This is a genomic window from Ruminococcus sp. AF37-20 (assembly GCF_003460465.1).
In the GTDB taxonomy this organism is placed as follows: Bacteria; Bacillota; Clostridia; order Oscillospirales; family Ruminococcaceae; genus Hominimerdicola; species Hominimerdicola aceti.
On sequence record NZ_QTVE01000012.1, the window covers coordinates 8,858 to 10,137 of the forward strand.

The 1,280-nt window shown below is 51.3% G+C and carries 1 tRNA gene and 1 rRNA gene (1 of these 2 cut by a window edge); both read left to right on the forward strand.

Annotation, left to right across the window (positions count from 1 at the left end):
* A 16S ribosomal RNA gene (locus DW015_RS08840) occupies positions 1–1,046 on the forward strand (it extends 602 nt beyond the left edge of the window).
* A 147-nt stretch (positions 1,047–1,193) separates the two neighbouring features.
* Positions 1,194–1,269 (forward strand) — tRNA-Ala (locus DW015_RS08845).
* Positions 1,270–1,280 lie beyond the last annotated feature (11 nt).

Sequence of the window (1,280 nt, forward strand, 5' to 3'; positions counted from 1 at the left end):
AGGAGGAAGCTCCGGCTAACTACGTGCCAGCAGCCGCGGTAATACGTAGGGAGCGAGCGTTGTCCGGAATTACTGGGTGTAAAGGGAGCGTAGGCGGGATCGCAAGTCAGATGTGAAAACTATGGGCTTAACCCATAAACTGCATTTGAAACTGTGGTTCTTGAGTGAAGTAGAGGTAAGCGGAATTCCTAGTGTAGCGGTGAAATGCGTAGATATTAGGAGGAACATCAGTGGCGAAGGCGGCTTACTGGGCTTTAACTGACGCTGAGGCTCGAAAGCGTGGGGAGCAAACAGGATTAGATACCCTGGTAGTCCACGCCGTAAACGATGATTACTAGGTGTGGGGGGACTGACCCCTTCCGTGCCGCAGCAAACGCAATAAGTAATCCACCTGGGGAGTACGACCGCAAGGTTGAAACTCAAAGGAATTGACGGGGGCCCGCACAAGCAGTGGAGTATGTGGATTAATTCGAAGCAACGCGAAGAACCTTACCAGGTCTTGACATCGTATGCATAGCTCAGAGATGAGTGAAATCTCTTCGGAGACATATAGACAGGTGGTGCATGGTTGTCGTCAGCTCGTGTCGTGAGATGTTGGGTTAAGTCCCGCAACGAGCGCAACCCTTACTGTTAGTTGCTACGCAAGAGCACTCTAGCAGGACTGCCGTTGACAAAACGGAGGAAGGTGGGGATGACGTCAAATCATCATGCCCCTTATGACCTGGGCCTCACACGTACTACAATGGCTGTCAACAGAGGGAAGCAAAGCCGCGAGGTGGAGCGAACCCCTAAAAGCAGTCTTAGTTCGGATTGTAGGCTGCAACCCGCCTACATGAAGTCGGAATTGCTAGTAATCGCAGATCAGCATGCTGCGGTGAATACGTTCCCGGGCCTTGTACACACCGCCCGTCACGCCATGGGAGTCGGTAACACCCGAAGCCTGTAGTCTAACCGCAAGGAGGACGCAGTCGAAGGTGGGATTGATGACTGGGGTGAAGTCGTAACAAGGTAGCCGTATCGGAAGGTGCGGCTGGATCACCTCCTTTCTATGGAGAACAGAGAAGGAAAAGAAAACTTCTCATAAAAAAATCTCCGGTCAGCAAAGGTTTAAGAAAGTAGTTTTTGTTCAATTTTGAGGATGCTGGAAACAGTATCTTTAAAACAGCACAATGGAGTACCTAGTCCCTGCATATGGGGGTGTAGCTCAGCTGGGAGAGCACCTGCTTTGCAAGCAGGGGGTCAGGAGTTCGATTCTCCTCATCTCCACCAAGGGACGAAGG